General features: G+C 69.5%; 21 protein-coding genes. 17 read left to right on the plus strand and 4 right to left on the minus strand.

What is annotated here, in order from left to right; translation table 11 throughout:
- Window positions 1-104 precede the first annotated feature (104 nt).
- A complete protein-coding gene (gspK, locus tag PSEK12I1_RS0110045; RefSeq protein ID WP_231500991.1) occupies window positions 105-1,124 on the plus strand; it encodes a type II secretion system minor pseudopilin GspK in 1,020 nt (339 codons plus the stop codon).
- 653 nt (window positions 1,125-1,777) lie between these two features.
- On the opposite strand, the gene PSEK12I1_RS0110050 is transcribed toward gspK, so the two are convergent.
- Complete coding sequence (locus PSEK12I1_RS0110050; protein ID WP_007162340.1) at window positions 1,778-3,814, minus strand: PhoX family phosphatase; 2,037 nt, start codon at window positions 3,812-3,814, stop codon at window positions 1,778-1,780.
- A 199-nt stretch (window positions 3,815-4,013) separates the two neighbouring features.
- Here PSEK12I1_RS0110050 and PSEK12I1_RS0110055 point away from each other — a divergent pair, with 199 nt between their 5' ends.
- The 12 genes from PSEK12I1_RS0110055 to PSEK12I1_RS0110110 are packed head-to-tail and all read left to right on the plus strand — an operon-like array spanning window position 4,014 to window position 15,271.
- On the plus strand, window positions 4,014-5,684 hold the full coding sequence (locus tag PSEK12I1_RS0110055) for a hypothetical protein (protein WP_027601432.1): 1,671 nt from the start codon (window positions 4,014-4,016) through the stop codon (window positions 5,682-5,684).
- Window positions 5,684-6,451, plus strand: coding sequence for a hypothetical protein (locus PSEK12I1_RS24770; RefSeq protein ID WP_051399095.1), 768 nt, complete (start codon window positions 5,684-5,686; stop codon window positions 6,449-6,451). Before PSEK12I1_RS0110055 ends, PSEK12I1_RS24770 begins: the two co-directional genes overlap by 1 nt.
- A complete protein-coding gene (gene gspD, locus PSEK12I1_RS0110065; protein WP_027601433.1) occupies window positions 6,448-8,454 on the plus strand; it encodes a type II secretion system secretin GspD in 2,007 nt (668 codons plus the stop codon). The genes PSEK12I1_RS24770 and gspD overlap by 4 nt, the downstream gene beginning before the upstream one ends.
- Window positions 8,454-9,911, plus strand: coding sequence for a GspE/PulE family protein (locus PSEK12I1_RS0110070; protein WP_027601434.1), 1,458 nt, complete (start codon window positions 8,454-8,456; stop codon window positions 9,909-9,911). Before gspD ends, PSEK12I1_RS0110070 begins: the two co-directional genes overlap by 1 nt.
- A gap of 24 nt (window positions 9,912-9,935) precedes the next feature.
- The gene (gene gspF, locus PSEK12I1_RS0110075; RefSeq protein WP_027601435.1) at window positions 9,936-11,141 is read left to right on the plus strand and encodes a type II secretion system inner membrane protein GspF; all 1,206 of its coding nucleotides are present in this window, start codon (window positions 9,936-9,938) and stop codon (window positions 11,139-11,141) included.
- Between the two features lie 23 nt (window positions 11,142-11,164).
- Window positions 11,165-11,605, plus strand: a complete 441-nt coding sequence (gspG, locus tag PSEK12I1_RS0110080) for a type II secretion system major pseudopilin GspG (protein WP_027601436.1) — start codon at window positions 11,165-11,167, stop codon at window positions 11,603-11,605.
- Window positions 11,606-11,611: 6 nt separating this feature from the next.
- Window positions 11,612-12,070, plus strand: a complete 459-nt coding sequence (locus PSEK12I1_RS0110085; protein WP_027601437.1) for a GspH/FimT family pseudopilin — start codon at window positions 11,612-11,614, stop codon at window positions 12,068-12,070.
- Entirely contained in the window at window positions 12,067-12,408 is a 342-nt protein-coding gene (locus PSEK12I1_RS0110090) for a prepilin-type N-terminal cleavage/methylation domain-containing protein (RefSeq protein WP_007162349.1), read from the plus strand. Before PSEK12I1_RS0110085 ends, PSEK12I1_RS0110090 begins: the two co-directional genes overlap by 4 nt.
- A complete protein-coding gene (locus PSEK12I1_RS0110095) occupies window positions 12,405-12,992 on the plus strand; it encodes a prepilin-type N-terminal cleavage/methylation domain-containing protein (RefSeq protein ID WP_027601438.1) in 588 nt (195 codons plus the stop codon). The genes PSEK12I1_RS0110090 and PSEK12I1_RS0110095 overlap by 4 nt, the downstream gene beginning before the upstream one ends.
- Window positions 12,993-12,996: 4 nt before the next feature.
- Window positions 12,997-14,163: a type II secretion system protein GspL gene (gene gspL / locus PSEK12I1_RS0110100; RefSeq protein WP_027601439.1), complete on the plus strand. Its 1,167-nt coding sequence runs from the start codon at window positions 12,997-12,999 to the stop codon at window positions 14,161-14,163.
- Window positions 14,160-14,582: a hypothetical protein gene (locus PSEK12I1_RS0110105; RefSeq protein ID WP_027601440.1), complete on the plus strand. Its 423-nt coding sequence runs from the start codon at window positions 14,160-14,162 to the stop codon at window positions 14,580-14,582. The genes gspL and PSEK12I1_RS0110105 overlap by 4 nt, the downstream gene beginning before the upstream one ends.
- Window positions 14,579-15,271: a hypothetical protein gene (locus PSEK12I1_RS0110110; RefSeq protein ID WP_027601441.1), complete on the plus strand. Its 693-nt coding sequence runs from the start codon at window positions 14,579-14,581 to the stop codon at window positions 15,269-15,271. The genes PSEK12I1_RS0110105 and PSEK12I1_RS0110110 overlap by 4 nt, the downstream gene beginning before the upstream one ends.
- Before the next feature lie 17 nt (window positions 15,272-15,288).
- On the opposite strand, the gene PSEK12I1_RS0110115 is transcribed toward PSEK12I1_RS0110110, so the two are convergent.
- From PSEK12I1_RS0110115 to PSEK12I1_RS0110125, 3 genes are all read right to left on the minus strand, one after another.
- On the minus strand, window positions 15,289-15,849 hold the full coding sequence (locus PSEK12I1_RS0110115) for an alpha/beta hydrolase (protein ID WP_027601442.1): 561 nt from the start codon (window positions 15,847-15,849) through the stop codon (window positions 15,289-15,291).
- Window positions 15,850-16,067: 218 nt separating this feature from the next.
- Window positions 16,068-16,688 carry an NAD(P)H-dependent oxidoreductase gene (locus PSEK12I1_RS0110120; protein WP_007162355.1) on the minus strand — a complete coding sequence of 207 codons (621 nt, stop codon included), beginning with the start codon at window positions 16,686-16,688 and terminating at the stop codon, window positions 16,068-16,070.
- Window positions 16,675-18,069: a class II fumarate hydratase gene (locus tag PSEK12I1_RS0110125; RefSeq protein ID WP_007162356.1), complete on the minus strand. Its 1,395-nt coding sequence runs from the start codon at window positions 18,067-18,069 to the stop codon at window positions 16,675-16,677. Before PSEK12I1_RS0110125 ends, PSEK12I1_RS0110120 begins: the two co-directional genes overlap by 14 nt.
- 171 nt (window positions 18,070-18,240) lie before the next feature.
- Here PSEK12I1_RS0110125 and PSEK12I1_RS0110130 point away from each other — a divergent pair, with 171 nt between their 5' ends.
- From PSEK12I1_RS0110130 to PSEK12I1_RS0110145, 4 genes are all read left to right on the plus strand, one after another.
- Window positions 18,241-18,777: a DUF2059 domain-containing protein gene (locus PSEK12I1_RS0110130; RefSeq protein ID WP_037006907.1), complete on the plus strand. Its 537-nt coding sequence runs from the start codon at window positions 18,241-18,243 to the stop codon at window positions 18,775-18,777.
- Between the two features lie 122 nt (window positions 18,778-18,899).
- Window positions 18,900-19,211, plus strand: a complete 312-nt coding sequence (locus PSEK12I1_RS0110135) for a BolA family transcriptional regulator (protein ID WP_007162358.1) — start codon at window positions 18,900-18,902, stop codon at window positions 19,209-19,211.
- Between the two features lie 267 nt (window positions 19,212-19,478).
- Complete coding sequence (locus PSEK12I1_RS0110140; RefSeq protein WP_027601443.1) at window positions 19,479-20,432, plus strand: rhodanese-related sulfurtransferase; 954 nt, start codon at window positions 19,479-19,481, stop codon at window positions 20,430-20,432.
- Window position 20,433: 1 nt separating this feature from the next.
- The gene (locus PSEK12I1_RS0110145) at window positions 20,434-21,069 is read left to right on the plus strand and encodes a DsbA family protein (protein ID WP_027601444.1); all 636 of its coding nucleotides are present in this window, start codon (window positions 20,434-20,436) and stop codon (window positions 21,067-21,069) included.
- Window position 21,070 lies beyond the last annotated feature (1 nt).

Genomic DNA, 21,070 nt, shown 5'->3' on the forward strand with positions numbered 1-21,070 from the left:
GGTGGCGGGTTTTTTGTTGGGGCCTGGTGTTGTGCATCCGCGTCACTGCCACGATTCTGCAACCTGGGTCGGTTCCAATGCCGCTTTTGCCTGGAGGAATGCGGGTGCGGCGACAAAGGGGCGTGGCCCTGCTGATGGCGCTCTGGGCGCTGGCCCTGGTGGCGGCCTTGTTGCCGGTGCTGCTGGCCGAAGGGCGGGCCGAACTGCAGCGGGCGCGGTTGCTGGAGCACGAGACCCTGGCGCGGGCGCTGGCGGCGGGCGCCGAGCAGGTAGTCACCCAGGGCCTGATACAGGCCGGGGCCCGCCAGCGTCCCGAGTTCTGGCAGAGCCTGAGGGGGGAGGTGCTGGCCTATGAGGTGGAGGGGGCCCAGGTCCGTGTCCAGCTGCGCGATCTGCACGGCTGCTTCAACGTCAACGCCCTGGCCGGCCCGGAGCGGGACCTGGCGTTGCGGCAGCTGAAGCAGCTGCTGGCGCACCGTCCGGGCGGCCTGGGCGAGCCCGGACTGACGGCTGCGGCCTTTGCCGAGCGCCTCGCCGACTGGGTCGATGCCGACGGCGAGACCCGTGAATTCGGTCTGGAGAGTGCCGAGGCCCTGCGGCTGGCGCCGCCGCTGCTGGTGCCCAATCTGCCGCTGGCCGAGATCGGCGAACTGGATCGGCTGGAGCCGGCGCGCCCTGGTCGGCATCTGCACCTGCGTGAACTCTGTGCCCTGCCGGAAACCTCCGGCTGGCGCCTCAATGCCAATGCCCTGGGGCTGGGTCAGCTGGCGCTGCTGGAGGCGCTGTTTCTCGATGAGGTGCCGCGCGAGACGCTGCAACTGCTGATCACCGCGCGGCCCGCCCAGGGCTATGCCACGGTCGAGAGCCTGCGCGAAGCGCTGCCGGGGGTGGGGGAGGAGACCTTCAGCCTGCTGACCCAGCGGCTGATCCTCAACAGCGGCGACTTCCTGCTCGGGGTCGAGGTGAGTCGCGACAGCCAGGTCTTTCGTCAGGTGCGGCAGCTGGCGGCCCAGGGCGTGAGTCGCTGGCATGCCGCGGTGCCGGCGCAACGGGTGCGCTGGCTGGCGACACGGGACACCACGCTGTGGGTACCAGGCCCGGGTGGGGCGGAGGTGTTGCAGTAGCCTTGCGGTCCGGGCCGTAGCGTGGAAAACGGCGCAGCCTTTTCCACAGGTGACTTCGTAGCGCGGAGCATGCCCTCACCCCAACCCTCTCCCAGGGGGAGAGGGGGTTGTCGGAGCAGGTGATCCGCTCCATCAACGCTTGAACCGTAGCGTGGAAAACGGCGCAGCCTTTTCCACAGGTGAATCCGTCGCGCGGGGATGCCCTCACCCCAGCCCTCTCCCAGAGGGAGAGGGGGTTGTCAGAGCAGGTGATCCGCTCCATCAAAGCCAGAGCCGTAGCGTGGAAAACGGAGCAGCCTTTTCCACAGGTGGCTCCGATGCGCGGGGCATGCCCTCAGCCCAACCCTCTCCCAGGGGGAGAGGGGGTTGTCAGAGCAGGTGATCCGCTCCATCAAAGCCAGAGCCGTAGCGTGGAAAACGGCGCAGCCTTTTCCACAGGTGGCTCCGATGCGCGGGGCATGCCCTCACCCCAACCCTCTCCCAGGGGGAGAGGGGGCTGTCGGAGCAGGTGATCCGCTCCATCAACGCCAGAGCCGTAGCGTAGAAAACGCTGCGCGGCTCCCTGCTCGACGGGAAGGATCTCAAAGCCGCCGGAAGGCAAAAGGCTCCCGCGGTCGTCGCCAACCGGGGGAGCCTGGCTCTCGCCGACGCGATCAGACGCCGATGGGGCCGCCGTCGAGCTTCTGGATCACCACTGTGGAGGCGCGGGGACGCACCTTGGTGCCGGCCGGGGTGGCGTCGGTGGCGACTTCGCTGAACGGCCAGTTGTCCGGGTGCTGGACGTTGATGAACATGGTCGTCAGGTCCGGGGTCCAGGTGATGCCGGTGATCTCGCAGCCATTGGGTCCGACCAGGAAGCGGCGCAGCGCGGTCTGGTTGGTGGCGGAAATGGCGACCTGCTTGCCGCTGCCATCCACCACCTGGGCCGGGATGACCGCCAGCAACTGGTCGTTGGTGTACTCGGCTACGGCGTTGTCGCTGTTGTCGGTCTCGATCCAGAGGATGCCGCGGCTGTCGAAGGCCAGGCCGTCGGGGCTGGCGAACTGGTTGAGTTCGGTCAGGCCCGAGCGGTTGATGTCGGGGGCCGCACCGGCGTCCGAGCCGAAGACGAAGATGTCCCAGGTGAAGTCGGTCTGGTTGCTGTTGTCCTTCCAGCGCACGATGTGGCCGTTGACGTTGGGCACCCGCGGGTTGGCGGCATTGGCCGAGGTGCGTGCCGAGTTGTTGGTGAGGGTGACGTAGACCTCGCCGGTGAAGGGGTTGACCGTGGTCCACTCCGGGCGGTCCATCGGGGTCGCGCCCACGGCGTCGGCGGCGCCGCGGGTGTTGAGGATGATGCCGGCCAGGTCGCCGTAGAGGGCGCCCAGGGTACGGCCATCCTTGGTCGGCGCATTGACCGTCAGCGGCAGCCACTTGCCGTTGCCGCCGTCATCGAAGCGGGCGACGTAGAGGGTGCCGTTGTCCAGGTACTTGGCGCCGATGGCCAGGCGATTGGCCGAGTTGGCGTCGGCCGGATCCCAGGCGGCGGCGGAAACGAACTTGTAGATGTATTCGTTGCGCGAGTCGTCGCCCATGTAGAACGCCAGCGGCTGGCCGGCGACCGGGATGCCGTAGGCCGAGCCCTCGTGGCGGAAGCGACCCATGGCGGTGCGCTTGGTGGCCGGCGCGGCGCTGTTGTAGGGGTCGATCTCGACAATGTAGCCGTAGCCGCTGGCTTCGTTGCGGAAGTCCTGGGTCGCGCTGGCGCCGGTGGGGGTCAGGTCGAAGCGGCGGAATTCGTTGTCCACCTCGCTGGCGTCACCCGCCGGCGTCTCCCAGCCGTAGTTGCTCTTGTTGGTGATGCCGATGCGCTTCTGGTCGACCGGCAGGGTGCCCTTGTTGACGAAGATGCCCGGCCAGTTCTCCTCGCAGGTGAGGTAGGTGCCCCAGGGGGTGAAGCCGTTGCCGCAGTTGTTGTTGGTGCCGCGGGTGCGGGTGCCGTCGGGGGAGTAGGGGGTGACCAGATTGGCGTTGCCGCGCAGCGGACCGGCGATTTCCATGGGCGTGGCGCTGGTGAAGCGGCGATTCAGCGCGTCGTTGGTGACCACCTGCCAGATGCCGTTGACCTTGCGGATGCGGATCACCGCCGCGCCATGGGCATTGATCTCCTTGCGCACTTCCTCGGCCGGACGCTTGCCGTTGGTGGTGGTCGGGCCGTTGGGGTGCAGCACCTTCTGGTCGATGTATTCGTAGTTGATGGCCAGCAGGCCGTCGCTGCTGGAGTTGTTCAGCGGGAAGAAGTGCATGCCGTCGTGGTGCATGCCGGCGGCATTGGCCTGGTCGGTGGAGGTGTTGCTGCCGTCGCTGCGCCAGGCGTTGGCCAGGTTGTTCAGCGGGGTGCCCCAGGGCGCCAGGGTGCGGGCGCTGTAGCCAGAGGCCAGGACGATGGCGTCGAGTCGGGCGCCGCGGATGGATTCGAAGCCAAGCTTGAGCTGCGGCGCCGGGGCCGGCTGGCTGGGGGCCGGATCGTCGTGCGAGCCGCCACCGCCGTCGAAGCAGGCGGTCAGGCCACCGCCGGCGATCATGGCGATGGCGGCACCCAGACCGCCCTTCATGACACTGCGGCGCGACAGATAACGGTCGACGACGGCATCCAGCGGTTCGTTGCCGCTTTCGTTGCGGTTACGGTCGTCGCTCGTGAAAGTGCTCATGCGCAAAGCTTCCTTGGTTGATCACGGGAGCCGGCGACTTTAGGAAGCCTCTGTGATGGTCTGGTGACTGAAAGGTTACAGCCGGTCATTTCCCGGCAGTCGCGCTGTAACAGTTTGTAACCTGCTGTTTTGTCATGAATTTGTAGCTTTTCGCCGCCTAGGATGCCGCCCTCATTTAAGCGCGTAAGGCAGACATCGGATGGGCAACTGGGCACGACGCCAGGTCTTGGGTTGGCTCGCGGCGGGCGCCACGGCACCCCTGCTGGGTGGCTGTGCCCGGGGTTTTTCCGCCAGTCCGGCGGACACCGATCTGCAGCTGCTCTATGTCGCCGACACCCTGGATGCCCGCGAACCCGGCTGGCCGGTGGTGCCGCGGGTGCGGCTCGGGCCGGCCGGGCGGATCGGCGCCGCGCCCTGGCGTACCGGCGCCGACGCGGCTCGTCTCGCTCCCGCGCTGGCACCGCTGCTGGATGCCGGGCGTGGCGACGGCCAGCGCTATGGTGGCTATGCCGCCCTGGCCTGCCAGCTGACCCAGTTGCGCACCCGCCAGGGCGCGATCCGTAGCCTGACCCTGGAAAACGGCCAGTGCTGGAACGGCAGCGGCCTGACCCAGCTGACCCGCGGCGAGGCCGGGGTCGAGGGCAGCCAGTTGCTGGGCAGCGAGGTCCGCGTCAGCAGCGACGAACGCCTGCTCTGGCCCGAGCGCAGCGCCGCCCTCTATCGCCGTTATGGTCGCCCGGTGCTGGGCGCCACCCTTACCGAAGAACAGCGCACCACCCTGGGCGTCGCCCCCTTCACCCTGATCGAGCGCGACGGGGTGCGCATCGCCCTGGTCGGCGTGACCGATCCCTATGCCAGCGACCAGCAGGCGCCGCTGGCCAACTGGTATGCCCGGCTGCGTCCGGTGCTGGCCGAAGCCCGGGGCAAGGCCGATCTGCTGGTGGTGCTGGCCGATGTCGGCAGCGGGCCGGGCCTTTGGCTGGCCGAGCGGCTGGAGGAAGCGGACCTGCTGCTCTGCGCCCGCGGCCAGGATCTCTGGCCGGAACTGATCCCGGTGATGCGCGGCAGCGGGCGTCCGCTGCCGGTGTGCCTGCCGGGTTGCCGCGGCGTCGGTATCTTCGAGATCCGCTGCCGGGGCGGTCGCGACGGCTGGCGCCTGGACGCCGTCTTCCATCCGGTGCAGGCCGAGCGCGTCCCCGATCGAGCCCTGCTGGAACATTATCAGCGGCAACTGGCGCAGGCCCGGGCGCCCCATGCCGGCTGGCTCGACCAGCGCCTGGCACGGGCGCCGGTGGACCTCTGGCGCCGCGACCTGCTCGGCGGCAGCTGGGACGCCCTGATCGCCGCGGCCCTGGGCGGTGGCGATGCGCAGCCGGTGCTGCTGCCCGGGCTGAGATATGACCTGCCCCTGCGGCGGGGCGACTGGATCACCCGCGAGCACCTGATCGCCCTCTGTGGCGGCCACGAGGCCACGGTGCTGGATCTGCCCACCTCGGCGGACGGCCTGCGCACGCTTCTGGAAGAGGCCGCCGACAACCGCTTCGGCGAACCCCTGCTGCTGGACAACAGCCAGGATCTGCCGCGGCTGCTGGGCGTTCAGTGGACCTGCCGCTACGGCGCGCCGCGCGGCCAGCGCATCGGACCGCTGCAGGCACCCCTGGGCGCTTCCTTTACCTGTCGCACCTTTGCCCTGGGGCGTGAACTCGGCACCGGCGAGGCGCTGTGGCAGCGCCTCGAAGCCTATCTGCGCGCCCGGCCCGCCGACTGGGGCCTGGTACCCCTGGCGCCGCCACGCCTGGAGTTCGTCGAGGGTCATCCGGGCTGGCATCCGCTGGCTGCCTTGCGCCGCCGTCTGGAGTCGCTGGCCTGATGGCGCGCCTGCTCATCCATCCCCTGGCGCTGCGGCTGCTGACCCTGCTGTGGCTGGGCATCGCCGCCTGGCTGGCGGCCCGGGTGGTCTGCGACCTGCGCCTGCTGTGGCTGCCGACGCCCGCGCCCAGCGCCCAGGTCGAGGCGGCACCGGCGGCCGATCTGCTTGACGGCCATTGGCGCGCCGCCAGCCAGGCCGCACCCAGCAGCCTGCCGATCCAGTGGGTCGGGGCGATCAAGGCGGTGCCCATCGACGGCTCGGTGGTGGTGCTGCGCCACGGCGATCGCCAGCTGTCCCTGGTGCTGGGCGACAGCCTGGCGCCCGGTCTGGTGCTGACCGCCATCGACGCCCAGGGCCTGGTCTTTACCCGCGGCGATCGCGAAGAGCGGTTGCCCTGGCCGGCGCCGCGCGAACTCGTCGGGCTCGCCGCCAGCGGTACGGCCAAGCCGGCGCCGGTCAAGGCCGCGCCCCTGCCGAGCGCGGAGGAGGGTGACCTGGCCACTCTGCTCAGGCGCATTCGCGCCACCCCGGTGCGCGAGCATGGCGAGCTGACCGGCTACCGCCTGCAACCCGGCGCCGAACCGGCCTTCTTCAGTGGCCTGGGCCTGGAGCCCGGCGACGTCCTGCGCCGGGTGGACGCCGTCCCCGTGGCCGATACCCGGGCGCTCCTGCAACGCCTGCCGCACTGGCGCGCCACCGGCGCCCTGACCCTGGAACTGGAACGTCAGGGCCGCGCCCTGGCCCTACCCGTGAGACTGTCCCTGTGAAGAAACGCAGCTATTGCGGCCTGCTCCTCGCCTTCTGGCTGCTCGGCGCCCAGGCCGAACAACGCTTTGAGGTCAACTTCGAGAACACCGAGATCGATCTGTTCATCGAAAGCGTCGGGCGCATCACTGGCACCAACTTCGTCATCGACCCCCGGGTGCGCGGCACCCTGACGGTGCGCAGCGCCCAGCCCCTGGCCGCCGACGATGTCTATGCCCTGGCCCTGGCCCAGTTGCGCGCCAACGGCTACGCCGCGGTGGAGCTGGACGACGGCAGCGTGAAGATCCTGCCCGATCAGGCGGCGCGCACCGAACCGCTGCCGGTGGAGCTGGATGACGGCGCCCCGGCCAAGGCTGGGGCCGGCGATACCGTGGCGACCCGGGTGTTCGCCGTGCGCGGTGGCAATCTCGAACAGCTGCTGGGCATCGTCCGTCCGCTGATGGACGCTCGGGTCGGGGTGGCCACGCCCTATCCGGCCAGCAACCTGCTGGTGGTGACCGACTGGCGCAGCAACCTCAGTCGCATCGGCCAGTTGCTGACGCGGCTGGATCGCGGTCGCGACGAGCCGGTGGAGATGATCACCCTGCGCCATGCCCAGGCGCGCGACACCGCGCCGCTGGTGGAGCGGCTGCTGGCCAGTCGCGGCCAGGCCGGTGGTGGTGTCCAGGTGCTGGCGGACGCCCGCAGCAATGCCCTCATGGTGCGCGGCGACGAGGTCGTGCGCCGCCAGGTGCGCCGGCTGGTGGCCGAACTGGACGTCTCCCGCGATGCCGCCAGCGACACCGAGGTGGTCTATCTGCACCACGCCAAGGCCGGCGAGGTGGTCAAGGTGCTGCGCGGCCTGAGCGGGGAGGTCACCCAGGAAGCACGGGTGGAGATTCCCGCGGCGCCCGCCCCTGGTAATACCACCCCTGCGGAAGGTGGAGCGGAAGGGGAAGCCCCGCTGCCTAAGGGCGGCGGGACGCTGGCGCCGGGGGCGCCCGGTATTCGTCTGGAAGCGGACCTGGGGACCAACTCCATCGTGCTGATCGGTCCGCCACGGGAGCTCGCCGGCTACAAGCGCATCATCAGCCAGCTGGATATCCGCCGCGCCCAGGTGGTGGTGGAGGCCATCATCGCCGAGATCACCGACACCAAGGCCAACCAGCTGGGTGTCCAGTGGCTGTTTCTCGACCGCAACGGCAACCTGCCGGCGGGCAGCGTCAACTTCACCAACGGCACGCCCATCAACGGCATCGCCGCCGCCGCGGCCAACCAGGACACTACCGCCCTGGGCAGTCTGCTGTCGGGCATGCAGGGCATCTCCGCCGGGGTCGGGCGCATCGGCGGCAGCGGCTTGAATTTCGTTACCCTGCTGCAGGCCATGCGCAGCGAGAGTGGTTTCAACCTGCTGTCGACGCCGACGCTGCTGACTCTGGACAACGCCGAGGCCTCGATCATGGTCGGCCAGGAGGTGCCCTTCGTCACCGGTTCGGTCACCAGCAACAACGCCAACCCCTACCAGACCATCGAGCGCCGCGAGGTGGGGGTCAAGCTGCGCCTCAAGCCGCAGATCAACGAAGGCGACACGGTGCGCATGGAGATCGTCCAGGAGGTCTCGTCGCTGGCCGACAACGTGCGCGCCAGCGACGTGGTTACCAACAAGCGCGAGATCAAGACCACGGTGATGGTCGAGGACAACGGCCTCATCGTCCTCGGCGGCCTGATCAGCAACGAAGGCAACGACAGCGACCAGCGGGTGCCGCTGCTGGGCGACGTGCCGGTGCTGGGCAATCTGTTCAAGTCGCGTACCCGCTCCAGCACCAAGCAGAATCTGGTGGTGTTCATCCGTCCGCGCATCCTGCGTGATCCGGCGCTGGTGCAGCAGATCAGCGAAGACAAGTATCGCGGCATGCGCGCCGCCGCTCCGGCCGCGGCCCTGCCGGCCACCCCGCCGGGCAGTCGCGGCGCGCCCACCCTGCAGAGTCTCTATCCCTCGGCGCGGGCGCGCCTGGACGGCCTCTGATGACAGCGACGCTGCCTTATCGCCTGGCGCGCCAGGCCGGTATCGCCCTGGCCGCCGCGCCCGACGGCTATCGGCTGCTGTGCCGTACGGATGCCGACCTGGCCCTTCTGCAGGAAGTACAGCGTCGCCATGGTCCCCCCCTGGGCTGTGACTGGCTGCCCCGCGAGGTCTTCGAGCAGCGCCTGGGGCCGCTCTACGAAGCCGGCCAGGCCACGACCGAAGCCCTGGTGGAAGGCCTGGGCGAGACCGTCGACCTGGCCGGGCTGATGGAGGAGTTGCCGCGGGTCGAGGACCTGCTCGACAGCGCCGGCGAGGCACCGGTGATCCGCCTGATCAACGCCCTGTTCGCCGAGGCCCTGCGCCTGGACGCCTCCGACCTGCACGTGGAGACCTTCGAGCAGGCACTGGTGGTGCGGGTGCGGGTGGATGGGGTGCTGCGCGAATTGCTGCGCCCGCCGCGGGCCCTGTCGGCCATGCTGGTATCGCGGATCAAGGTCATGGCGCGGCTGGACATCGCCGAGAAGCGCCAGCCCCAGGACGGCCGCATCACCCTGAGGGCCAGCGGCCGGGACGTCGACATCCGCGTCTCGACCCTGCCCGGCGTCCACGGCGAGCGGGTGGTGATGCGCATCCTCGACAAGCAGGCCAGCCTGCTGGAGCTGGCGCGCCTCGGCCTGCCGCCGGCCATAGACACTGGCCTGCGTGGTGCCCTGGCCCAGCCCAACGGCATCCTGCTGGTCACCGGGCCGACCGGCTCGGGCAAGACCACCACCCTCTATGCCAGCCTGGGCCTGCTCAACGAGGGCAGCCGCAGCATCCTCACCGTGGAAGACCCGGTGGAATATGCCTTGCCCGGCATCGGCCAGACCCCGGTCAACCCCCGTGCCGGCCTGACCTTCGCCAGCGGCCTGAGGGCCATCCTGCGCCAGGACCCGGACGTCATCATGATCGGCGAGATCCGCGACGTGGAGACCGCCGGCATCGCCGTGCAGGCCAGTCTCACCGGTCACCTGGTGCTCTCCACCCTGCATACCAACAGCGCCCTGGGCGCCATTACCCGGCTGCGCGACATGGGCGTGGAGCCCTTCCTGCTGGCCTCCAGCCTCAAGGGGGTGCTGGCCCAGCGGCTGGTGCGGCGGCTCTGTGGCTGCGCCGCCTGGCGTCCGCTGCGTCCGGCCGAGCAGGCGCTCCTGCCGGGGTTGGCCGGCCTCGAACGGCTGCGCGAACCCCAGGGCTGCGCGGCGTGCAACGGCAGTGGCTATCGCGGTCGCCTGGGGCTCTATGAATTCGTCGCCCTGGACGCCGAACTGGCCGAACTCATCTATCGCGGCGCCGGTGAAGGCGAGATGGCGCGACTGCTGGAAGGCCGCCGCGCCACCCTGGCCGAGGGCGCCCTGGCGCGCCTGGCGGCGGGCGAGACCAGCCTGGCGGAGGTGCTGCGTGCGGTGCACCAGTAACGCCCTCGACGGAGCGCTGCGCTGATGCCGGCCTATCGTTACCTGGCGCTGGACGGCGACGGGCGTCGCCAGCGCGATGTCATCCAGGCCGAAAGCGAGCGCCACGCCCGCCAGCTGCTGCGCGAGCGCGGCCTCTTTCCCCGCGAGGTGCAGGCGAGCGGTCCGGTGCGCGGCGCGCGCGGTCGCGGCGCACGGCTGGACGCCAACAGCCGCACCGATTTCACCCGCCAGCTGGCGACCCTGGTGGGCGCCGCCATTCCCCTGGCCGAGGCCCTGCAGATGCTCGAGCGCCAGAGTCGCCAGGCGGCGCTCAAGGCCTTGCTGCTGGATCTGCTGGGCCAGGTGCGCGAGGGCTACACCCTGGCCGACAGCCTGGGTCGCCATCCCGGCACCTTCGATCCGCTGTACCTGACCCTGGTGGCCGCCGGCGAGCGGGCCGGGCGCCTGGGCCCGGTGCTGGAACGCCTGGCCGACTATCTCGAACGGGTGCAGCGCCAGCGCCACAAGGCGCGTACCGCGCTCATCTATCCCCTGGCGCTGGCCCTGGTCTCCATCGCCGTGGTGGCCGGCCTGATGACCTTCGTGGTGCCCAAGCTCACCGAGCAATTCATCCACAGTGGCCTGCAATTGCCCTGGATCACCCGCGCCCTGGTGGCCGTCAGCGATGGCCTGCTGGTCTCTGGGCCCTGGTTGCTGGGTCTGCTGGTGCTGGCCGGTGTCGGTCTGCAGCGCCTGCTGCGCCAGGTCCTGTGGCGGCGACGCTGGCATCGCCAGCTGTTGCGCCTGCCGCGCCTGGGCGAGTTGCTGCGCACCCTCGACAGCGCCCGCCTGACCCGCAGCCTGGCGATCCTGGTCGGCAGCGGCATCCCGGTGCTCGAAGGCCTGCAGGTCAGTCGTGCCACCCTGAGCAACCAGGTCCTGGGTGACGCCCTGGACGCCGCCATCGAGCAGGTCACCGCCGGTACCGGCCTCGGCCGGGCGCTGGATCGCACCGCGGTGTTTCCGCCGCTGCTGGTGAACATGGTCGCCAGCGGCGAGGCCAGCGGCACCCTCGACGCCATGCTGGAGCGGGTTGCGGATGCTCAGGAGCGGGATTTCAACCAGCAGGTGGACCTGGCCCTGGCGCTGTTCGAACCGGTGCTGATCCTCATCCTCGGCGGCGTGGTGCTGGCCATCGTCCTCGCCATCCTGCTGCCCATCATGCAGCTCAACCAGGCGCTCAACCTCTGATGCACCCCAAGGAGACTTTCGCGATGCGCTCTTATGCCGTACCCGCCCGCCAGGCCGGCTTCACCCTCATCGAGATCATGGTGGTGATCTTCATCATCGGCCTGCTGGTGGCCATCGTCGCGCCCAATGTGCTGGACAACCAGGACAAGGCCATGCAGCAGAAGGCCCGCGCCGATCTCGCCAGCCTGGAGCAGGCGCTGGACATGTACCGCCTGGACAACCTGCGCTATCCCACCGCCGAGCAGGGCCTGGCCGCCCTGGTGAGCAAGCCAACCCAGGCCCCCGAGCCGCGCAACTACCGCGCCGACGGCTATATCCGCCGCCTGCCGGAAGACCCCTGGGGCGCCGCCTATCGCTATCGCATCCCTGGCGAACATGGCCGGGTGGATCTCTACAGCCTCGGCGCCGACGGCCGCGAAGGCGGCGAGGGCAGCGACGCCGATATCGGCAACTGGACCCTCTGAGTCACCATGCCAAGGCGCCAGGGCGGTTTCACCCTGCTGGAGCTGATGGTCGTGCTGCTGATCGTCGGCCTGCTCACCGCGGTAGGCGTGGCGCGCCTGAGCGGCGGCAGTCCGGCCGGGCAGTGGCGCCTGGAAAGTCTGGCGGGCGACTTCCAGCTGGCGCGGGACACCGCCCGCCGCAGCGGCCGCATCCTCGGCTGGCAGGCCGACGCCACCGGCTTTCGCTATCTGCAACTGGTGGCCGACACCCGCGGGCCACGCTGGCAACCCCTGGCCAGTGCCGATCTGCCGGACGGGCGCTGGCCGAGTGGTCTGCAACTGGCCGAGCCGGTGAGTGCCCAGCCGCGGCTGATCTGGTGGCCGAATGGCGATACCCAGGGCCAGCGCCTGGCCTTTGCCGAAGACGAGCGGCAGTGGCTGCTGGTGGTCGACGGGCGCGGCCGCGCCTCGGTGGAGCAGCCATGAAGCAGACCGGTTTCACCCTGCTGGAGGTGCTGGTGGCCCTGGCCATCGTCGCCTTCATGGCGGTGGGCGTCAGCCAGGTGATCGGCCAGCGACTGGACATCGCCGGGGTCGCCCAGTCCCGCGAGCTGGCCCAGCTGTGCGCACGTGAACTCACTGCCCGGGCGCAGGTGGAGGGCCTGGCCACCGGCCAGGGCGAGTTGAACCAGGGTGGCGAACGCTGCTACTGGCGCCTGGAGGGCGCAAGCGGCCCCCTCGGCGGGCGGCTGACGCTCTATGCCGATGCCGCGCTCAGTCGAAGCCTGGGCGACTGGCCGATCCAGGCCGGAGTCCAGCCATGAGAAACCAGGCGGGCATGACCCTGATCGAGGTGCTGCTGGCCATCGCCCTCACGGCGCTGCTCGCCGTCTTGCTCGGCAGTCTGGTCAATCTCTGGCTCGACGCCCGCGGTCGCCTGGCCGCGCGGGAATCGACCAACGCCCGGGTGCTGGACCTCTGCGGCCTGCTGGAGCGGCGCCTGGGTGGTCTGGTCCTGCGCCCGCTGCAGGAGCACCGGTTGCCGCTGCACAACGCCCTGCTGGACTGGCGCCCCGCCGAGCACCGCCTGGACTGGGTCGCCCTGGACAGCCTGCCGCTGAGCGCGGGGCAGGGCGCCGGTCGCCTGCGCCGCCAGCGCCTGGAATGGGATGCCGCCCAGGAACGGCTGCGACTCTGGCGCAGTGCCGAGCTGGATGCGGTGGAGGCCCCGGTCTGGCAACCGGTGTTCGATCAGCCCGGCATCGAGCGCCTGCAACTGGAATTCCACGGCGGCGGTCGTTGGCTCGCCTATCCGCCCCCGGCCGAACCCGCCAACGGGGTACGGCTGACCTTTACCCTGCAGGGTGCCGGCTATGTCTGTACCTTCGCCCTGCCTCAGACAGGTTGACCCCATGCTCGCCTCCCTCCCGCTCGGGCGCCTGCTGCCCCTACTGCGCCGCGACCTCAGCCCCGCCCACAGCTCCACGCGGCTGCTCCTGCGTACGCGGCGACCCGGTCCGCCGGGTCCGGACAATCCGCTGGTGGCCGCGCGCCTTCAGGACGGCCAGCTGCAAGCCGCGGCAGCGCTGCCCGCGTCCGCCCAGCCGGTGACCCTGCTGCTGCATGGCGAAGACTGCAGCCTGTTCGATGTCGCCGCGCCCAAGGGGCTGCGTCCGCACGAATGGGGCCTGCTGCTGGAGGACCAGCTGCTGGCGGACGCCAGTGACCAGCACCTGGTCTGCCTGGGGCGCACCCCGGGTCGGCTGCGCCTGCTGGCGCTGGATCGGGCGCTGCTGGAGGCCTGGCGTGAGCACTGCGCCGCCTGCGGCTGGACGGTGGCGGCCTGCTGGGTCGACTTCCAGCTGCTGCCCGAGCCCACCGCCGAGAGCGGGATCGGCCTGCGCCTGGGCGAAGGCCTGAGATTCAAGACCCGCGTCGAGGGCCACGAGGTCTGGCTGACCTGGCCGCACGCCCTCGAAGCCAGTCTGTCGCCCGCCCTGGCGGCGCTGCTCGAAGCCGGGCCCGAGGCCTCCGGCGATCCGCTCTGGCCCCGGCCCGCCGCCGGACTCGCGCCCCTGGATCTCTGGCCGCGCCAGGGCCAGCGTCGCAGCCGACCCGCGCTGGGCCTGCCGCGTCCGCTGGTGCTGGGCATGGCCGCGGCCGCGGTGCTGGCGATCCTGCACCTGGGCCTGCAACAGGTCCAGCAGTGGCGACTGGCCCAGCTCGACCGGGCCTATGTCGCCCAACGGCTGGGTCTGGCCAGCGACCGTCTCGAGGCCGGCCGCGCCGAACGCGAACTCCAGTTGGCCAGCCGCACCCGGCGGCAGCTGGAGGGCCAGTGGCGCCTCTGGCAGCGCCTCAGGGCGCCCCTTGGCGCCGCCCTGACCAGCGCACCAGGGCTGCGTCTGGTGGAGTGGTCGCTCGATGAGCAGGGCATTCAGCTGGTGCTGGAAGGCCCCGCCAGTCTGGACAACACCTTGCGCAGCCGACTCGGCGAGGAATTCGCTACCCTGCAGTGGCAACGGCAGGCCGGACGTCTGACCCTGCGCCTGGCAGTCCCGACGGAGAAACGACCATGAGCACCCTCTTGCAGCGCTGGCAGCGGTTGCCTGCCGAACGACAGCGACTTGCCCTCGGCGGCCTGGTCATTCTGCTGCTGGCCGCCATCCTCTGGCTGCGCTCCACACCTGGTAGCCGACCGGCCTCGACGGACTGGGTCCGCCTCGCCGCAGAGGCCCGGGCACTGCCGGTCGCCCAGCCGCTGCAGGAGGCGGACTGGCGCGCTGCGGAAGGCGGGGTGACCTTCAGCACCCTGACCCTGGCCGAGCCGGTCTGGCACCTGCGTGGCGAAGCGGCGGATATCGCTGCGGTGGAACGGCTGCAGGCCTGGGCGCGGGCACGCGGCTGGTTGCCGCAGACCCTCAGGATTCGCAGCCAGTCAGGGGGCGTGGCCTTCGAACTGGACGTCCTGGCGGTGCTGGTGGGGCGGACGCCATGATCCGCTGGCTCGCGCGCCTGGTCGTTACCCTGTTCGCCCTGCTGATCTTCGCCCTGGGCTGCCTGCTCTATTGGCCAGCGGCGGACTGGCTGCCGCGGCTGCTACCGCCCCAGGTCACCCCGGTGGGGTTGCAGGGTTCCCTGCTGGGCGGCGGCATGCAGCGCCTCGACTGGCCGGGCGGCGGTGCCGGCCCCTGGCAATGGCAGCTGCGCTGGCCGGGCCGGTTGCAGGTCAGGATCGGCGAGCCCGAGGCTGCGCCCTGGGGCATGGTCCTCAGCGGCTGGCCCTGGCGGTGGCAGGCCGATCTCGCCGGAGGTGACCTGCGCTGGCTGCAGGCGCCGGGCAGCGCGCTGCTCGCCGGTCGGCTGGTGGGCGAGGTACGCCTGGCAGGCAGCTGGCGACGTTGCCAGGCGGCCGGTGGCGGATGGCAGGGCGATGGCCTGCAGCTCCTGGCGCCCCGGCGTCTCGCCCTGGGCGAGTCCCGGTTGCAGGTGGATTGCCAGACGGCGCCCTGGCTGCAGGGGGTCTTCGAGCGCACCGGCCAGCATCGCCTGGAACTGCGCCTGAGCCTGGCCAACTGGCGCGGGCAGGTGCAGGGCACGGCGCAGCCCGGCAGCGACATGGCGTCGGTGCTGCAGAGCATCGGCTGGCTCAGGCCCGGGCAGAGCCAGGTGATGGGGCGCTTCTGAATCTGGAAGAGCAGGGATCAGGCAACGCGCAGGCCCTGGCTCGACCCCAGCTTCGCCAGGTGGAGCAAGCCTTCCTCCCACTGCCGATGCCCGGAGCGGGTGTTGATATGGCCGGCACCGGGCAGGATATCCAGTTCGCTGCCCCAGGCCTGGGCCAGGGCTTCGGCCCGCGGCAGGCTGATGGCATGGTCGTTGTCCGAGGTCACCACCCGCGAGGGGAAGGGTAACGGCTGGCGTGGCAAGGGGGCGAAACCTACCAGCTCCACGGGGCAACCCGGACGTTCGACATCGGCCGGCGCCACCAGCAAGGCCGCCAGCACCCGCTGCCGGCGGGCCACCGGGGCGCTGGCCGCCCAGCGGGCGACGGTCACGCACCCCAGGCTATGGGCGATCAGCACCACCGGCGCATTGGCCTGGGCAATGGCCGCGTCGAGGGCGGCGACCCAGCGCTGCGGATCGGGACGCTGCCAGTCGTCCTGTTCGACCCGACGGGCATCCGGCAGGCGGTGTTGCCAGTGGGTCTGCCAATGCTCGGGACCGGAGCCTTGCCAACCGGGAAGGATGAGATAGCGGGTCATGGCGGTGCTCCGCGGGGGAAGGGGAGCATCGATAGTGCCGACGGTTGATCCGCAGGAGAAAGAATAAAAGGCGCTTTGGTTATGCCTTACGCCTTGGTATGCAGTGGCGGAATCGCGATCGTGGCGGTTCGCCGATGCGACCGCTCCTACGGAAATATCCGTCTCGTGTAGGAGCGGCCGCGTCGGCGGACCGCCATGGCCGCGATCAAAAAACCCAACTACTCGTTCCGCCCCAACCGCTCCACTTCCTGCAGCCAGCGCAGCCGCTGCTCCTCGTCCGCCGCCCGCACCGGCGAATACTCGTGCACCTGCAGCACCTGGATGCCGCAGGCTTCGAGGCCTTCCTGGATGCCCTGGCGATGGGGCGCCTGGTTGCGCAGGCGCTGCCAGGGGGAGGGCGGGGTGTCGGAGGTGACCAGCAGCTCGGCGCTGCGGCCGGTCAGCAGCGGCTCGCCGCCCCAGGTCTGGTCGCGCTGGGCAAAGGCGAAGCCCGGTTGCAGCACACGCTCGAGAAAACCCGCCAGCACCGCCGGCAGGCCGTTCCACCACACCGGGTAGATGAACACCAGGTGCTCGGCCCAGTGGATCTGCCGCTGGGCTTCCAGCAGATCCGGCTCCAGCGTCTGCGAGAGGTCATAGCCCTCGCGCAGCACCGGATCGAACTGGGCGTCGGCCAGCTTGAGCTGGCGCACCACCTGGCCACTGGCCTGGGCGCCCTGGACATAAGCATCGGCCAGCGACTGGCAGAAGCTGGTGCGCTTGGGATTGCCCTGGATGACCAGCAGGCGCCGGCCATCCCCTTCCAGCGGCGTGGCGCCGCGCGCCTCAGCCACGGCCACCGGCTTCCAGCATGGTTTCCGGACGTACCCACTCGTCGAACTGCGCATCGGTCAGGTAGCCGAGCTCCAGCGCGGCGGCGCGCAGGGTCTTGTTCTCGGCATAGGCCTTCTTGGCGATCTCGGCGGCCTTGTCGTAGCCGATGTGCGGATTGAGCGCGGTCACCAGCATCAGCCCCTGCTCCAGGTGCTCGGCCATCTTGTGCTCGTCCGGCTCCATGCCGGTGACGCAATGGGTGTTGAAGTTGCGGCAGCCATCGGCCAGCAGGCGAATGGATTCCAGCACGTTGTGGGCGATCACCGGCTTGTAGACGTTGAGCTGCAGATGGCCTTGGCTCGCGGCGAAACCCACGGTGACGTCGTTGCCGATCACCTGGCAGGCCAGCATCGACAGGGCCTCGCACTGGGTGGGATTGACCTTGCCCGGCATGATGGAGCTGCCCGGTTCGTTGGCCGGCAGTTTGACCTCGGCGAAACCGGCGCGCGGACCGGAACCCAGCAGGCGCAGGTCGTTGGCGATCTTCATCAGGGCCACGGCCAGGGTCTTGAGGCCGCCGTGCAGGGCCACCAGCGGCTCATGGCCGGCGAGGGCGGCGAACTTGTTCGGTGCGGTGACGAAGGGCAGACCGGTGAGTTCGGCGATTTCCTTGGCGATGGCCTCGTCGAAGCCCTTGGGCGCGTTGAGGCCAGTGCCCACGGCGGTGCCGCCCTGGGCCAGTTCCAGGACCGCCGGCAGGGCGTTGCGGATGGCCCGTTCGGCCAGATCCAGCTGGGCGACGAAGGCCGACAGCTCCTGGCCGAAGGTCACCGGGGTGGCGTCCATCATGTGGGTGCGGCCGGTCTTGACCAGGTTCTGGTAGCGTGCCGATTGCAGCGCCAGGCCGCCGGACAGCTCGGCGATGGCCGGCAGCAGGTCGTTCTGCACCGCCAGGGCGGTGGCGATGTGCATGGCGGTGGGGAAGCAGTCGTTGGAGCTCTGACCGCGATTGACGTGGTCATTGGGATGGACCGGCTTCTTGCCGCCCATGCCGTTGCCGGCCAGCTCGTTGCTGCGCCCGGCGATGACCTCGTTGACGTTCATGTTGCTCTGGGTGCCGCTGCCGGTCTGCCAGACCACCAGGGGAAACTGGTCGTCATGGAAACCGTCGAGGATCTCGCTGCTGGCCTTCTCGATCAGGGTGGCGACGTCTTCCGGCAACTCGCCGAGGCGCAGATTGACCCGCGCGGCCGCCTTCTTCACCGTCGCCAGGGCATGCACCACCGCCAGTGGCATCTGCTGGTTGCCGATGGCGAAGTTTTCCAGCGACCTCTGGGTCTGGGCACCCCAGTAGACGTCGTCGGCTACTTCGATGGGGCCGATGCTATCGGTTTCGGTGCGGCTCATGGCGGTCTCCGTTGATGAGGTAGGGTCCAGCTAGCTTGGGCAGCAGGTTAGCGCCAGGGTTCCCAAATGGGAAGAGTTCTCAAATGGCTGCGGATCCTCGTCAAGTTCAGGCCAGGTTCAGCCGCTCTGTGGCACACTCGCGGTCCATTTTCAGCCTCCTGAAGGATGCCCATGAAGAAGACCCTCCGTACGCTTGGCGCCGTCGTTGTGCTCGCCAGCGCCAGCAGCTTCGCCCTGGCCGATGCCAAGAGCCACGCGGCCGACGCGGAGCGCTTTCTCAAGCTGGCCAACGCCGACAAGCTGACCACGCCGGTCTATGCCCAGGTCCAGCAACTCTTCGCCCAGCACTTCGAGCAGGCCAAGGCGCCGGCCAAGAAGGCCGTGCTGGAAAGCTACACCGCCCGCGCCAACCAGGCGCTGGACAGCACCATCGGCTGGGAAAAGATCAAGCCCGAGATGGTCAAGCTGTACACCGACAACTTCACCGAAGACGAGCTGGAAGGCCTGATCAAGTTCTACCAGTCCGATCTGGGCAAGAAGATGATCGCCACCCTGCCGCGCCTGTCGGCGCAGTCCGCCCAGCTGACCCAGGCCAAGCTGGAGCAGGCGGTACCCAAGGTCAACGGCATCCTCGCCGAGATGGACAAGGAGCTGGGCGTGAAGCCGCCGGCCGGTGCCGAGAACGCGCCGCCGCCCGCCAAGCGCTGATTCCCGCCGTTGCCACGAAGCCCGGACCTGTTCCGGGCTTTGTCGTCTGAGGGCCGACCGGAGCGATTCCGGGCGGGCCGCCAGCCCGTTAGAATGCGGGTTCTTACAGTCGAGGTATCCCCATGAGCATGCGCGAACGTATCCAGTCCAGCCTGGGCCTGTTGCAACCCGAGCACCTGGAGGTGCTGGACGAAAGCCACATGCACAGTCGCGGCCAGGAGACCCACTACAAGGCGGTGGTGGTCAGCCCGCACTTCGCCGGTCTCAACGCGGTGAAGCGCCACCAGAAGGTCTACGGCACCCTGGGCGAACTCATGGGCCAGTTCCATGCCCTGGCGCTGCACACCTACACCCCGGAAGAGTGGGCGGCCCAGGGGCAGGCACCGGATTCGCCCACCTGCCGCGGCGGCAGCAAGCACGACCTGGCGGGTTGAATCCCGCCAGCCCTGTTCAGCGACAGCCTGTATTGGTTAAAATTTGATCGGCGCCGGCATCCTTGCCGGCGTTTTCGTCAAAGAACCTGTTTCATGACCTCGCGAGCTAGAGACAAACAAGGCGAAAAGGGCTGAGGAAGCGGAGTTTACGAGTGGTAAATGAGGATTCCAAAGACCTTTTCAACGCAGTTTGGCCGACGCGCAGCAGGTCATGAACAGGTTCTAACCGGTCCGCCCTTTGCGAGGGCGACCCCTGGGAACCCGAAGATGACCGACAAGATTGTCGTGGCGGCCTTGTACAAGTTCGTCACCCTGGACGACTACGTCCAATTGCGTGAACCCCTGTTGCAGACCCTCCTGGCGAGCGACGTCAAGGGCACCCTGCTGCTGGCCGAGGAAGGCATCAATGGCACCGTCTCCGGCAGCCGCGAAGGCATCGATGCCGTGCTCGCCTGGCTGCGCGCCGATCCGCGCCTGGTCGACATCGACCACAAGGAATCCTACTGCGCCGAGCAGCCCTTCTATCGCACCAAGGTCAAGCTGAAGAAGGAGATCGTCACCCTAGGCGTGCCCGGCGTCGATCCCAACCAGCGCGTGGGGACCTATGTCGAACCCCGGAACTGGAATGCCCTGGTCGACGATCCCGAGGTGCTGGTGATCGACACCCGCAACGACTACGAGGTGGGCATCGGCAGTTTCAAGGGCGCCATCGATCCCAAGACCAAGAGCTTCCGCGATTTCCCGGCCTATATCCGCGAGCACTTCGATCCGGCCCGGCACCGGAAGGTCGCCATGTTCTGCACCGGCGGCATCCGCTGCGAGAAGGCGTCGAGCTTCATGCTGCAGGAGGGCTTTCCCGAGGTCTTCCACCTCAAGGGCGGCATCCTCAAGTACCTCGAAGAGGTGCCCGCGGCCGAGTCGCGCTGGGAGGGCGAGTGCTTCGTCTTCGACAACCGGGTGACCGTGACCCATGACCTCGCCGAAGGGGTCTACGACCAGTGCCATGCCTGCCGCACGCCGGTCTCGCCGGAAGACATGCAGTCGCCGCACTACAGCCCCGGCATCAGCTGCCCGCACTGCTGGGATTCGCTGTCGGAAAAGACCCGCGCCGGCGCTCGCGAGCGGCAGAAGCAGATCGAACTGGCGCGTCTGCGCAACGAACCCCACCCCATCGGCCGCGATCCGCGGCTCAACGCCACGCCCAGCCTCGAGGAGGTCTAGGATGACCGGTCGCCTGCTCTATGTGATGGACCCCATGTGCTCCTGGTGCTGGGGCTTCGCCCCGGTGGTCGAGCGCCTGGCCGAGCGGGCGGCTGCCCAGAACATCCCCCTGCAGCTGGTGGTCGGCGGCCTGCGCCGCGAGCGGGTGGCCCAGGACACCGCCAGCCGGGTGCGCACCCTGGCCTACTGGCAGGCGGTACAGGAGACCACCGGCCAGCCCTTCGCCCTCGACCAGGGCCCGCCGGAGGGCCTGGTGTACGACACCGAGCCGGCCTGCCGCGCCCTGGTCGCCGCCCGCCAGCTCGACGAAGAGGCCGTCTGGCCGCTGGCCAAGCGCATCCAGCAGGCCTTCTATGTCGAAGCGCGCGACGTCACCCAGCCGGCGCTGCTGGTGGAACTGGCCGAGGCCTGTGGCCTGCCGCGCATCGAATTCGCCCCGCTGTTCGACGGTGAGGCGGCGCACCAGGCCACCCAGGCCGACTTCGACTGGGCACTCAATCTGGGCATCGCCGGTTTCCCCACGCTGCTGGCCGAGCGGGACGGCCAGCTGGCGCTGATCACCAACGGCTACCAGCCGCTGGACGAACTGGAGCCGCTGCTGGACGCCTGGCTCAGCCGCGGCGCGCAGCCGGCGTGAC

Source organism: Pseudomonas sp. MOIL14HWK12:I1 (assembly GCF_000510705.1).
GTDB classification, from domain to species: domain Bacteria; phylum Pseudomonadota; class Gammaproteobacteria; order Pseudomonadales; family Pseudomonadaceae; genus Chryseomonas; species Chryseomonas oryzihabitans.

Coding starts and splice junctions, on each gene's coding strand:
- PSEK12I1_RS0110070 (WP_027601434.1), top strand. CDS start 8,454: ATGACAGCGACGCTGCCTTATCGCCTGGCGCGCCAGGCCGGTATCGCC.
- PSEK12I1_RS0110105 (WP_027601440.1), top strand. CDS start 14,160: ATGAGCACCCTCTTGCAGCGCTGGCAGCGGTTGCCTGCCGAACGACAG.
- PSEK12I1_RS0110095 (WP_027601438.1), top strand. CDS start 12,405: ATGAGAAACCAGGCGGGCATGACCCTGATCGAGGTGCTGCTGGCCATC.
- PSEK12I1_RS0110135 (WP_007162358.1), top strand. CDS start 18,900: ATGAGCATGCGCGAACGTATCCAGTCCAGCCTGGGCCTGTTGCAACCC.
- PSEK12I1_RS0110090 (WP_007162349.1), top strand. CDS start 12,067: ATGAAGCAGACCGGTTTCACCCTGCTGGAGGTGCTGGTGGCCCTGGCC.
- PSEK12I1_RS0110055 (WP_027601432.1), top strand. CDS start 4,014: ATGGGCAACTGGGCACGACGCCAGGTCTTGGGTTGGCTCGCGGCGGGC.
- PSEK12I1_RS0110125 (WP_007162356.1), bottom strand. CDS start 18,069: ATGAGCCGCACCGAAACCGATAGCATCGGCCCCATCGAAGTAGCCGAC.
- gspF (WP_027601435.1), top strand. CDS start 9,936: ATGCCGGCCTATCGTTACCTGGCGCTGGACGGCGACGGGCGTCGCCAG.
- PSEK12I1_RS0110110 (WP_027601441.1), top strand. CDS start 14,579: ATGATCCGCTGGCTCGCGCGCCTGGTCGTTACCCTGTTCGCCCTGCTG.
- gspL (WP_027601439.1), top strand. CDS start 12,997: ATGCTCGCCTCCCTCCCGCTCGGGCGCCTGCTGCCCCTACTGCGCCGC.
- PSEK12I1_RS0110085 (WP_027601437.1), top strand. CDS start 11,612: ATGCCAAGGCGCCAGGGCGGTTTCACCCTGCTGGAGCTGATGGTCGTG.
- PSEK12I1_RS0110130 (WP_037006907.1), top strand. CDS start 18,241: ATGAAGAAGACCCTCCGTACGCTTGGCGCCGTCGTTGTGCTCGCCAGC.
- gspG (WP_027601436.1), top strand. CDS start 11,165: ATGCGCTCTTATGCCGTACCCGCCCGCCAGGCCGGCTTCACCCTCATC.
- PSEK12I1_RS0110140 (WP_027601443.1), top strand. CDS start 19,479: ATGACCGACAAGATTGTCGTGGCGGCCTTGTACAAGTTCGTCACCCTG.
- PSEK12I1_RS0110050 (WP_007162340.1), bottom strand. CDS start 3,814: ATGAGCACTTTCACGAGCGACGACCGTAACCGCAACGAAAGCGGCAAC.
- PSEK12I1_RS0110115 (WP_027601442.1), bottom strand. CDS start 15,849: ATGACCCGCTATCTCATCCTTCCCGGTTGGCAAGGCTCCGGTCCCGAG.
- PSEK12I1_RS0110145 (WP_027601444.1), top strand. CDS start 20,434: ATGACCGGTCGCCTGCTCTATGTGATGGACCCCATGTGCTCCTGGTGC.
- PSEK12I1_RS24770 (WP_051399095.1), top strand. CDS start 5,684: ATGGCGCGCCTGCTCATCCATCCCCTGGCGCTGCGGCTGCTGACCCTG.